The organism is Aquidulcibacter sp. (genome assembly GCF_044346625.1).
Lineage (GTDB): Bacteria > Pseudomonadota > Alphaproteobacteria > Caulobacterales > Aquidulcibacteraceae > Aquidulcibacter.
This window is the reverse complement of the sequence record NZ_JBIIYV010000075.1, coordinates 1-11,781: the sequence shown is the minus strand read 5'-3', so window position 1 is coordinate 11,781 and position 11,781 is coordinate 1. Positions and strand designations below refer to the sequence as shown.

The following is an 11,781-nucleotide window of genomic DNA, read 5'->3' as shown; positions in this document are numbered from 1 at the left end:
AGATGATGCCTCAGAGCAGTCCGGTGCCAGATATTCTAGGGGGCGACAGTTTGTGGCAGGCAAGGATGATATCCTTCAAGCCCTTTCGTCTCGTCATAATATTCCAGCGCCGCATCCTTAGACGACATAAGCACAGACACGTCGGCTCTGGGAAAACAGAGTTGGCCGCCCAAGAGCCAACAACTGGCACAACTGAAACTGTCCGCAATTCGGCAGAACTTGGCCGATCGCGGCTGGTCCGCTAAATGATGCGCTGACGTCGAAATCTGCCAGTCGTCTGAACGATAAACTCTGAATTCCGCTGGCCAGCAGGTTCTAGAGCACATCAAATCTGAGCCTGCACTGGGTCATGGCAGCCAAGCTTCATCACAACTATCTTTGCGGCGACCGCCATGATGTTAGCTTAGCATCTGCTGTCCAAGGCTTGGGCCAAGGAATGCTGCCGAGTGAATCGCTGCGGACTAGGGGCTTAACAACGAAGTTTGCTGGTGCGCCCTGCAGAAACAAAGCGACCTTCTTTCGTCGAACGTGCGAGCGACGGGTCACCGATCCCTTCACTTTAGTGTGATTTGACAGCCCCGGGTCTCGGACACAAGCCGCATGTATCATTAGTTTCCGGGGGGCTTTCATGCGTGCACTGATTTTGTCGTCATTGGGTATCATCCTTAGTAGCGTAATCTCGACCCCTGCGATGGCTTTGCCCATTTCGTTTGTGACTGCGGCACCACCCAGCACCGGCGCGATTGCATTACCTGTCGGCAAAGATGGCAAGCTTGGAGAAGCGGCCATGGCGGTTGACCGGATCACAAATGGCGGGATCTCGCGCGCAATCACTGCTGCTTCGTTCAAAGGCAATTCAGGAGACACACTAAACCTCTATAGTGTTGGGCCTTACAGCCGCGTGACATTGATCGGCATTGGCGAAAGCGCCATTAGTCGCGTCGGCCTTGAAGACTTTGGAGGCAGAGTGGCGCGTGCGGCGCTCGAAGGCCAAGCAAGCACTTGGGCTGTTGTGCTCCCAGATGCGCCCGCTTTTGTCGATGCTGGGGCCCTGGTGGCGTTGGGCGCACGGCTTGGCTCTTATGAGTTCCCTCAAATTGGCAAAACAACCCGGGCCACTACAGACCGGCCGCTTCGCTTGCATGTTGCCGATGCAAGCGCCGCAAGTTCAGCTTGGATAGGACGCTGGCAACCGGTCGGTGAAGGCGTGAAACTCGCGCGTGATCTAATCTCCACCCCATCGAACATCAAAAGCCCGCAATGGTATGTCGACTCTGTCAGCACGGCTTTTGAGGGGATCCCCAATGTGTCGATCACAGTTATTGACGAGAAAGAGGCCGCACGCCTTGGCATGGGTGGTTTGGTAGGAGTTGGACAAGGCTCGACACGGCCTGTTCGTCTGCTTGCTATCCACTATCGTGGCGGGGCTCGTGACAGCGCCCCGATCAGTTTTGTCGGCAAGGGCATCACGTTCGATAGCGGCGGCATTTCAATTAAACCCGGAGAAGGCATGTGGCGCATGCGCTATGATATGGCGGGTTCGGCTGCATCAATGGGTGCGGTATTGGCAGCAGCCAAGCGCGGCGCCAAGGTCAATTTAGTTGGTGTGGCGGCCTTGGCGGAAAACATGCCAGACGGCAACGCAATCCGCCCAGGCGATGTACTCACGTCCATGTCTGGCAAAACCATGGAAATCCTCAATACCGATGCTGAGGGGCGAATGGTATTGGCCGATGCCAATTGGTGGACCCAGGAAACCTTCAAGCCTAGCCTCATGATCAATATCGCGACCCTTACCGGATCCGCACGAGGCGCGCTCGGCGATGATTATGCCGCCCTGTTCCACAATAATGAGGCTGCGGCCAAGCGTGTTGAAGATGCTGGTGCCAAAGTCGGGGAAATGACTTGGCGCTTGCCGATACACCCATCTACCCGTGCCGATATTAAGTCCGATGTAGCCGATGTGAAGAACGTCGTTGAGGGCGGCGCACCAGGCGCGTCAATTGGAGCCGCATTTATTGAGGAATGGGTAAAGCCAGAAACCGCTTGGGTGCATCTTGATATTGCTGGCGTCGCTTGGGCCACCACACGCAAACCAACCATTCCTCCAGGTGCTGTTGGCTTTGGCGTAAAACTTTTCGATGAAGTCATTGCTCAGAGTGAAGGGCGTTAGAACGGCGCAATGTGTCACTCCGCTTGCCCCGCCCGACAATTCTTTTTGCGCAAGCTGAAACTCGACCTAAGCCTTTGGCTAGGCACAGCCTGAGGCACAGGCTCTCTAAGTAGAAAAGACGCTACGCCATTGGCGATACTCCTATGCCCAAGAACTGAATAGCGCAGACTGGCCCTGTGCAAGGTCAATGGCGACAGGCGTAGCTGGCAGCGGGTTTAAGTCCCGCGCTCGGTTGCTCGGGCTTAGAAATGCAGGACCACGCTCCGTGATGTTTGAATTCAGCTGCCCTTTTACCAAATGTCAGTTCGATTTAAAGCGGGTACGCAGCTTGATGGCCCTTGGAGCTGCGGCATCTTATTTTCGATCAACGCCTGGCCTATCCAGCCGTGTGGCATGCTAAGCGGTAGAGGCGCACGGGCTTGATCCTCTGTGATCGGCATAAAACCAACTTGCTTGTAATAGCTCGGATCGCCGTAGGTGATGGCAATTTGGACACCTTCGGCGCGAAGCGCCCTTAGTGCATGAGTGAGTAAGGCTTGCCCAATGCCAATCTTTTGACTTTCAGGTGATACTGCCATCGGTGAAAGGAGGAAAACGATGTGCGGGTCGAAAGCATATGTCAGTCGGGTAAAGATCGCAGCCCCAATGACACAATTTTCAATCTCGGCGCAGTAGACGCGGATATCTTCAAGCGGGGTTTCTAAAAGCAGATTGTGAACCAAATCGCCAATTCGCGCCCCTTCCTCTTGCCCCTCTGAAGCTTCAAAGGTCTTGGCGAAGAGTTCGATGAGCGCTTGCTGGTGCCCTGAATAGCCCGTTGTGAGTAGCATGATTACCGTCCTACCTTAGGCAGAGCTTAGCGCCTTTAGGGCATTTTCTGCAACCAGCGCCTCGCCCCTCCCGCTGTCTTAGGGGTAACCTCCCCCCAAAGTTTCCGCCATCTATTCGAGGTATTTGTTCTCCTTTGAACTGCTCCAGTTTTTAGGGCCAGCAATGTCCGCTTTGAAGCTACGTAGTATGCTTTTTGGTTGGCTTAATATGGCGCATTTGAGACCGGCGGCATTTCAACAGAACTGGCCGTTTCCAGACTGCCCTTTTCTAGTGAAAACTTAAGACCCTTACGACCCTAGTCGACCACTTGTGCGCAATTAAGGCCCGTCATAAAGCTGCCGCTCGGCACAGCATCGAGGTGAAACGCTGCAATTGATAGAGATACTAGGCTAAGCAGCGTCGGCAGCGTCGGGCGGTGCTTTCTTGCCGAACGCTATCCGCGCGTTGCAAACACGGCAAACGCACGATCTGTCGTTGACAGCGGTAGCCCTTGGAGCGGTTGGAACGGTGCTCTTGTCAGCATACGGGGTGGCAATTGACAGTGGGCCTGTGACGATTTCCAACTTGGCCGTTATGTCGTTTGCAATGGCGACACAGTATATGAAGCTCCGACTTGGTTGATTGTGACCGATTCATCTTCAAACTTAAGGCAAAATTTTGGTTAACCCCAAACACGGCGGCATCAACAAACAGCACTCTCATAATAAACGAGAGGCATTAAGGCGCAGGTCTGGTATATAGAATATCTTTTGAGAACAACATATAATCATTCTCGTTATTGTCTGATGCAGAGTTGCTAGCAAATACCAAAGATAGTAAAATTATGTATTACTTAAAGATAATATTAACTATATTCTTCAATGCACCATTTAGAACTCATCGGTAATGTTACCGGGCGCGCACGGTGGGCGCGCCCCGCTCGAAGTAGGGGAGTGTTTAGCAGTAAGGGCTAGAAATGCTCAGCACAATTACAAATCAAGGTGCCATGGTTCAGTCTGAACTTGTGTTTCCTCCCGCTGGCTTTTGGTTTGATGAAAACCCGGCACCTTTGGTTTGGACGGACTCTACCCCCCTTGCAGAGGCGCTTAATGCTGAGGCGGCGGAGCCTGATCCCGATCGTGGTGCCCTTTTAGATCGCTTGGCAGGTGCGCATGCCAAAAATGCCTTGGTCCGTGCCAATTTGGCGGCGTGCGCGTTCTTCGGTTTCGCGGAAGACGACCTGAAGGCGGCCTGGCCTCAGATTTCAGCGGACGCTTTTAATTTGGTCAGCGCACGGGAGGTATTCCGCGCCTTTGCCCAGGGCGATGAGGGCTTTTCTTGGCGCTTTCAGCATGTCCGCCCGGATGGGGCCATCCGCTACGGTGTGTTGAAGCTGCGCCCGCTGCCTCAGGCCGAGCCAGGTGCCACGCGGCAATGGGCCAACCTGATCACCGACATCACCGAACAGCGCCGCGAGTCCGATATCTGGTTTGAGACCAATCCGATCCCGACGATCGAATATGATATGATGGAAATGGCTGGCAGCATCAAGGCTTTCCTGGCCACTGGCCCTGCGCCCTCGGAGTTGCGCGCCGGTATTGACAGTGCGCATGATTTCATCCGGATCCGGCGGGTCAATCCAGCGGCAGAGAAACTATTTAAGCGTAGCGAAGCAGAGCTGATCGGAGACCCGTTCCTGACTGTGAGCGGGCAAAACCGTATTGACGCGGTCGATGCTTGGATTGAATCGCTACGGCGAAAGTCTCTGCAACGCCCTTGGCTCTCGCCGGTCGAACTGCCTGATGGCAGTGCGCGCCACGTCATCCACTGGTCGCGCCCATGGCCTGGCCATGAAGAGGATTGGTCGCGTACACTGGTCCATTTTATCGACGTCACCGCCAGCCGCACCGCAGAATTGCAAGCGATTTCTGACGCAGAGGCTGCTGGTCGCTTGGCGGCCGCACACTTTTCCCAGTCGCCGCTGGCGCTGTTCGAGACTAATCTCGGCTGGCTGCGCGAGGTATTGCGCCGGGCTCAGGCATTGGGACAAGTGCCGTCAGTTTGGGGCAAGACCAACCCCACAACCCTCGTTGAACTGATGGGTCACGCTCAGATCGGCAAGGCCAATGCGGCGGCGTTGAAGCTCTTTGCTGGATCCTTGGGGGATTTGCAGCGCCGACAAAAGGAGATCTTCTCTGCCGATTTCGTGGCAGCGGCCCTTGAGGGGCTCGACAATGCCAACCAAGACTTCCCCCTGCCGGACCAGATGACATTTCGCGGAAAGGCGCAGACCTGCGATGGACGTCTCGTTGAGTGTGTGGTCGTTTCAACCGCCTTACCAGGGGCCGAGGCGGATTGGTCGCGCTGCTCCACAGCTTTCCTAGACGTCACGGATTTGCATGCCACCGAGCGCGAGCTGGAAGCCGCTCGCGCAGCAAGCGCCGCGAAGTCCCGTTTCCTCGCCACAATGAGCCATGAACTGCGCACGCCACTGAATGCAGTGATCGGGTATTCTGAGCTGATGCGCGAGGAAATCCTGGAAGGTGGCACCGTCGATGCACGCGACTGCGAAAAGATCAACCGCTCCGCACGCCACCTTCTTGGCTTGATTAACGATGTGCTGGATCTCGCCAAGATTGAGGCCGACAAGCTGGAAGTGGTGCTGGGGGAAACCTCGCTTGTGGAGCTCTTGCAGGAGGTCGCCGACCTGGCGGCGCCGCTCTCAGCCCGAAATGGAAATGCGTTTGCTCTAGAGATTGATCCGTCCTTTGGCACGATCATTACGGACGCCCAGCGCCTGCGCCAATGCGTGTTCAATCTTGTTTCCAACGCTTGCAAGTTTACACAGGCGGGGCGGATCACGGTTTCCGCGCGGCCCGTTCAACACGACGGTGCGCTTGGCATTGCAATTTCGGTCTCGGACACGGGCATCGGCTTGTCTCCGGAGCAACAAGCCCGTCTGTTCAGCGAATTCACACAGGTCGACGATTCTTTGAGCCGCCGGGCCGAGGGCACAGGCCTCGGCCTAGCGATTACCAAGAAGCTGCTCTATCTCCTGGGCGGATCTATCCAGGTTGAGAGCGCGTTGGGTGCTGGCTCCACGTTCACGATTCACCTCCGGCAACATTGCCGCGACGATGCAGGGCGCTCGTTTAAAGCTGCTTGAGCAAGTGATAGTGTAGCCTCTTGGCCCCAGTCGAGTGGGGGAGGGGTCGTCCGTCCCAACGGATGGGACATCACTAGGAGCGCCACTGTGTTTTGCCAAGTGAAGCTATGCTCGGGCCGCGTCTTCGCTTTTTTAAACGACCCGCAATGACCGCCGCAAGACCTCTCTTGCCCCTCTGCGCGCATCCCGAAATACGTGTATGTTTGCGGGCAGAGTGTAGAGCGCGCCATCCAAGGCTTGGACCGCACAAGACCGCAAACAAAAGGATCGGGCAAAAAGATAGGGCCGGCTGAGCCGGCCCTAGGTTGGGCATCGTGAGGACGTTGGAGGCGTGGGGCTGACGATGCCGGTCCGAATACGGAAGGCGTTGCTCTAATGGCGGTCAGAAGCAGCCATGCCCAGAAGGCCAGAAGTGAGGACGGAAAGCCAGGCGGCGACAATAAGGTTGATCATGTTTTTTATCCTTGGTGTGAAGCTCAGGGAGGAGCGGGTTTATGGTTTGTTGTAGCCGCGATTTATGGAGGGTCGGAGGAGATAGCGTGGAGGGAGGCTTAAGATTTAAGCGCGCGCTGCGAGCGCGCCCATGGCAACGGCTCTCCCCACAACAAGTGCATGTTTCGGATTGGTCGGTCAGAAGGTTTTCTCGATTTGAAGCGCGAAAATTGGGCTGCTGGTGCGATCGCGAAACTCGGTGCTGCTGATTGGTGCAATGCCGCGCAGTCCCTTATAGCGGGTCAGTTCGCGATCATTGCGTTGGCCGAACAGCCGGTTGGCTTCGACGCGCATCTTGGTCCCTTGCCAGATGTTCCATTCGCTAAAGATCGAAAAGTCTGGCCCAAGCTCAAACTCACTTTTCAACTGGCTGCGAAAAAGTCGATAGGGCGGGTCATATCTGACTGCCGCGCCATAGCTGAAGCGCGGGTTGATGATTTGACGATAGTTGATCGTCGTACCGGCGAACTCGGCATTTTGTAATTGCCGCGTCGCGCCATTGAACGGATCTTGCACCGAGGTTTCTCGCCAAGCTGCATCCACTGTCAGTTCTGCACCATCTAGCAAAGAGCCAAGCGGGATTGTAGCAAGTAAATCGACCCCGAAACTGCTGGCCGAAGGCAGATTGCCAACGCCTTGGCCATCACCGACTGGCACGATGTCCACCACATTGGTTAGGCGTTCGCTCACGAAGGTGATGCTGACGCTGCCCCGTGTGCCCCAACGGCGTTCAGCCGTCAGACGCAGCCCATCGGTTTGCGAAGGCTGGAGAGCACTGTTCGTCTGGGTTGAGGAGCCGTCGGCGACTTGTTGTGCCCCTACGAAATCGCCAAAGTTAAGTTGGCCGACTTTGCGTTCGGCCTGCAAGCTCAGGGTCATTTGGCTGGTTGGGTTCCATGCAGCCACGACGCGGGGTTTGAAAAAGCGGTAAGTATTGGAAGATCGTAGCGGCTCGGCTAGGGTAATTCGCGATACTTCAAAGGCGATGGCACCCTCAACCGATATCTTGTCGATGCCTGTCCAGGTTGCCGACAAAGCTGCTGAGCCGCGTGTTTCCCCAACATTGGTGCGGCCGGCCTCAAGCGGTGTTGCAATTTTGTTGTCGATCTGAACGAACTCAGTGTTTGAGACTAAGGTCGTCCGCACGCCTTCAAATGCCGCGCTGACGGCAAGCTTTGGCCAACGCGGTGCCCAAGTCGCTCTCAAAATGCTCTCGGACAGGTCATCATTGGATGTATAAAGCGAACTCTGAATAGCCCCGGAAGGAAATTCTGCGCCGACTAGCGAGGAGCCCTTTTCGTTTGACCATGTTCTAAGGCCTATCAGTTTAGCTTCACCGCGGCCGATAGGGCGTGTCAATTCGAGCGACAGCTCGGCGCTGCGGCCAGGATAGTTTTCAGCTTCGATCTGGGTTCTGATCGGCAAAGCAGCGCCTGACGCAAAAGCGGTGAAACGATGGCGTCGCTTAAAGTCATCTGTCCGTAGCGATGTCGCCAACGTGGTGTTGATGCCGGCAATCGGGGTGGCGATACTCAACGAGCCAGAATAGTCATTGTAGCGCCGACGGTCCAATAGAGGACCAGCCTCGACGACCCCGCCGCTACCATCAATTAGCCGCTGTTGGCCTTCGAGTCGCGCGAGCGACTTGTTTCCGGCTTCCAGACTGGCTGACACGGTGGCGCTGCCAATTGATCCGCGCCACGACCCGGCTGCGGATGGTCCAAACCTGCCCCCTTGTGTTGTTTGGCCCCGCAGACGCAATGTACCGCTGCTACTCGTGGAGGCCTTTAGGATGACATTGGCCACCAGCCGACTGCCCCCGCCCTGAAGGCCAGTGACGGCTCCATCGAGCATGTCGATGCGTTCAACAGTGCGTGCCGGAATGCGCCGCAACAGTTCGGTCAGGGAGACGTCCTTAGTCGCGGGCCGCGCGCCATTGACCAGAACATTGCCGGCCGCGTCGCCAAAGCCGCGCAGGTCTTCGCTCGCAACCAGCGTGAAACCTGGGACCCGGGCCAGCATATCGAAGGCGTTCTGCGCCTGAATATCTGCGAAGTATGCTGCAGGATAGCTCGCGCGAGCAGGTGATTCCGACGCCGTTTGCGCACTCGATGAGGTGCACAACCCAATTGTCGCGGCAATACTGATGGTGATTAGATGTCTCATGTGCGCTTCCAATTCTGGGGACGCAATAACTTGTCAGAGCTGCAACAGCGTTGGCGGAAAATTGCGGAAATGTTGCGAACGGCTAACGATGGTTCAGGCTTTACCTTCTCCGCCAATGGGGATGATGATTTCGGCGAGCGCGCCGCCACCTTGCCCTGCGCTCAGTCGCAATGATCCGCCATGTGCGCGGGCGATGGCAGTGACGATTGCGAGGCCCAGCCCCGAGCCACCCGATTGGCGGGATCGTGACTGGTCGCCACGAACAAAGGCGGCAGCAAAAGATTGTGGGTCGTCACTGGGCCATCCGGGGCCAGTGTCGAGCACCGACAATAGGATTTGATCGGCGGCAGAGCGCACAGACACTTGAATTTCGCTTCCCGGCGCATAACGAATGGCGTTGGCAACCAGATTAACTAACGCGCGCTCAATGCGCCCAGGATCAACCTGTGCAACAATCGGCGTGGCAACCAACTTCAAGGTGTTGCCCTGTTCAGCTGCGTCAAGTTGCAACGTCTCAATGACCGACGCGGCGAGACGGTCCATTGCAACAGGCTCGAGGTCTAGCTGCATGTCGATGCCCAGCGGTGACGCCAGCATATTGAGGTCGGCGACTAGCTGATCGACAAGACCGATCTGGCGCAACAGACCGTTTAGTAATGTGGCGTCAAGCGGGAAAACACCTGATTGCACGCCGATCAAACGGCCACGCAAGACTGACAAAGGTGTGCGGAGTTCATGGGCGATGGCGGCAGAACGCATGCGCACATCATTGTCGGCAGCGGACAAGGCATTGGTCATTGCCGTAAAGTCGCGGTGCAGTGCGGCGATTTCCAGCGGGACGCCCCGACCAATTGGTGCCGGGGCGTGCCGGTCACCTGTTGCGATTTTGCGTGCGCTGCTGGCAATTGCCTCGATAGGTGCCGCGATCCGTCCTGCAGAGATGACCGCAAACCCGGCGCAACAGATGGCGGTCAACCCGATAAGTCCGCCTAAAGCCCAGCCGTAATTCAGTCGCCAAGGCGCAAAGCCGTGATCCATCTTGAAGTCGTAAACCAACGGCGAGCACTGTCCAGATGTTTCAAGTAAGCGCCCCAATTGCATCTTCTCGGCAGGTGCTAGACTGGCCATGAATAGCTGGTCGCGCAGACTATAGACATAGTCGGGCGCCAACGCCGCTACCAGTGCTGCGATCACACTCATGAGGATGGCGCTAAGCGCGATCCTCGCACGTAAACCCAATATCATACGAGATCCAATCGATAGCCTTGGCCGCGAATGCTGGTGAGGCGTACGCCACTGCCGGGCTGGCGTTTTATTTTCTGGCGTAGACGGCTGATATGGGGATCGACGGAGCGGTCAAACGCTTCCTCGTCCAGCGCGAGATCGACAATCTGGCCGCGTGTGATGAGTCTGCCCCCCCGCTCGACGAACAGATCCAGCAACTTGAATTCGGTCGGCGTCAGGTCAAGGGGCTGGGGTCCAACGAACGCGCAGAACGCATCCACATCGATCCGAATATTGCCAAAAGACCGAACGGTGTGTGCCGCCTCGCGGCGTTGCCTGCCCGCCAGCACCTTGGCACGCGCAACGATTTCATGTGGGTCGAAAGGTTTGACGACATAATCATCGCACCCGAGCCGGAACCCCGCCAGCTTGTCGATCGGCTCACCGAGGGCACTGAGGATGATGACACCGGGTTGGACTGGCCCAACGCGCAATTGAGCCAAAACCGACATACCATCACGCCGGGGGAGACCCAGATCAAGGATGACGATATCAGGCTGCCACCAGCGTGAACTATCCACCGCACTTTCGCCATCTCCGACAATGAGGCAATCGGCGTTTTCGCGGCGAAAAAACGCATCGACGATCTCCGCTATTTCGGGTTCGTCTTCAACAATCAGAATTTTGACCCCGGCGAGCGTCACACTGTTAGGGATAATTGCTGCAGTCGTCATACGCAAGGGCCTTAATGAGCGTTGTTTGTTAGAGCGGTTTAGCTGGGCCGGCGCGCATTCGATTGAGACCGTCGACCCTGTCGCTGTTGCGCGCAAGCCAGCTCCGGCGAACAACAGCCGCCACATGGATGACCAGCAAGGCGGTAAGCGCAAGGCCGGCATATTCGTGGACGGGCCAAAGCCACTCACCAGCTTTTTTGCTTTCTAAGAAGGTGGCGAGCGGCTCAAAGTTTGGCAAAGGAATACCGAAGGGCTTTGGCGCCTCTCCATAAGCAATCCAGCCTGCATATCCCGACAACGGCAGGACGATCACCAGCAGATACAAAGCAAAATGCGCGCCCCTTGCAGCTAAAACTTCTGTGCGCGTGCCGGCGATCGGCGGCTTGGCGGAACGTAGCGCAATGATAATCCGCAGGAGCATAATACCCAATGCGCTCAGCCCCAACAACACATGAACATCCGTCCACCAGTCTGCGGCTGGGCTATCGGGGACGACAAGTTTATAAGCAAGCGCAAGTCCGATCAGCACGGCGGGCAGGATCAGCGCCGCTGCACTCCAATGCATAAGCCGCATCAATCGTGGATATCTTTCGATCATGAACATTTCCTCCTCGATCCCTAATGCACCAAGGGATTTGTCGCTTTGTTGTGGAAATGTTGCAGATCCATTGCAGAGAATTTGTTGCTACCGACACCGTTTAGTCGGGTGCGCCCAAGTCCCGACAAAGATGAGGATAGGCGCAATGCCACGGCCCCTTCGACGGTGACCCAGCCCCTCATAATCCAGCCAGAAGTTTTTCGAAAATCAACCGTATTGAAGTGTAACTATCCTACCATCTCGTGAATGTCTGCTTTCGATAAGCCGCTAAACCGCCCTAAACGGCAACCCGTGTGAAGGGTTTCGGATGCCTCTTGGCGTACGAAAGTGTCCAGGGAACGAATCTTGGTTGTTGTCGGGTGGTGCTATGGGGATTTCGCCAAAGGTGGGGGTTGGGCGCGGGTTTTAGGGCCTTGGG

7 protein-coding genes are annotated in these 11,781 nt (G+C 56.3%); 2 read left to right on the top strand and 5 right to left on the bottom strand.

From position 1 onward, the window contains the following. Positions 1 to 628: 628 nt before the first annotated feature. Positions 629 to 2,173 (top strand): leucyl aminopeptidase family protein, encoded by a 1,545-nt coding sequence (locus ACIQ20_RS13980; RefSeq protein ID WP_395781315.1) that lies wholly within the window; start codon positions 629 to 631, stop codon positions 2,171 to 2,173. A 290-nt stretch (positions 2,174 to 2,463) separates the two neighbouring features. Here ACIQ20_RS13980 and ACIQ20_RS13975 read toward each other — a convergent pair whose 3' ends face one another. After that, on the bottom strand, positions 2,464 to 3,003 hold the full coding sequence (locus ACIQ20_RS13975; protein WP_395781313.1) for a GNAT family N-acetyltransferase: 540 nt from the start codon (positions 3,001 to 3,003) through the stop codon (positions 2,464 to 2,466). 956 nt (positions 3,004 to 3,959) lie between these two features. Here ACIQ20_RS13975 and ACIQ20_RS13970 point away from each other — a divergent pair. Then, positions 3,960 to 6,149: an ATP-binding protein gene (locus ACIQ20_RS13970; protein ID WP_395781311.1), complete on the top strand. Its 2,190-nt coding sequence runs from the start codon at positions 3,960 to 3,962 to the stop codon at positions 6,147 to 6,149. Between the two features lie 630 nt (positions 6,150 to 6,779). On the opposite strand, the gene ACIQ20_RS13965 is transcribed toward ACIQ20_RS13970, so the two are convergent. The 4 genes from ACIQ20_RS13965 to ACIQ20_RS13950 form a co-directional block, all read right to left on the bottom strand. After that, positions 6,780 to 8,807: a TonB-dependent receptor plug domain-containing protein gene (locus tag ACIQ20_RS13965; protein ID WP_395781309.1), complete on the bottom strand. Its 2,028-nt coding sequence runs from the start codon at positions 8,805 to 8,807 to the stop codon at positions 6,780 to 6,782. Between the two features lie 93 nt (positions 8,808 to 8,900). Beyond that, positions 8,901 to 10,052, bottom strand: coding sequence for an ATP-binding protein (locus ACIQ20_RS13960; protein ID WP_395781307.1), 1,152 nt, complete (start codon positions 10,050 to 10,052; stop codon positions 8,901 to 8,903). Further along, positions 10,049 to 10,765 (bottom strand): response regulator transcription factor, encoded by a 717-nt coding sequence (locus tag ACIQ20_RS13955; RefSeq protein WP_346382489.1) that lies wholly within the window; start codon positions 10,763 to 10,765, stop codon positions 10,049 to 10,051. The genes ACIQ20_RS13960 and ACIQ20_RS13955 overlap by 4 nt, the downstream gene beginning before the upstream one ends. A 28-nt stretch (positions 10,766 to 10,793) precedes the next feature. Then, positions 10,794 to 11,363, bottom strand: a complete 570-nt coding sequence (locus ACIQ20_RS13950; protein WP_346382488.1) for a cytochrome b/b6 domain-containing protein — start codon at positions 11,361 to 11,363, stop codon at positions 10,794 to 10,796. Between the last annotated feature and the right edge of the window lie 418 nt (positions 11,364 to 11,781).